At 47.5% G+C, this 255-nt stretch carries 1 protein-coding gene; it reads right to left on the bottom strand.

Annotation, left to right across the window (positions count from 1 at the left end; genetic code table 11):
* Positions 1-255: transposase (locus tag ACQCT8_RS19065; protein WP_426873703.1), on the bottom strand; the 255-nt coding region annotated here is incomplete at both ends.

The following is a 255-nucleotide window of genomic DNA, read 5'->3' as shown; positions in this document are numbered from 1 at the left end:
GAGCTTGAACTTCTGGGTAAACCCGGAATCGGTTTATGGTTCGATAGCTGGGTTGGTGCCCTTGAGCCAGCCACATCATCCGAACACTGTCTAAAAGGAGTCCTTCAATTTTTCTTCCGGAGAAAACAGACTGGGAGTAGGCGCATAAAATAATTTTCATCATCATACGTGGATGATAGGCAGGGCAGCCGGTCTTTCGCAAGAAAGACTCGAATGCTTCTTGGGGAATCTGTTCTACGAGATCATGTACCGCGT

The sequence above is a fragment of the Jeotgalibacillus proteolyticus genome, from assembly GCF_050107735.1.
GTDB classification, from domain to species: Bacteria; Bacillota; Bacilli; order Bacillales; family Jeotgalibacillaceae; genus Jeotgalibacillus; species Jeotgalibacillus proteolyticus_A.
This window is presented reverse-complemented; position numbering and strand designations above follow the sequence as displayed.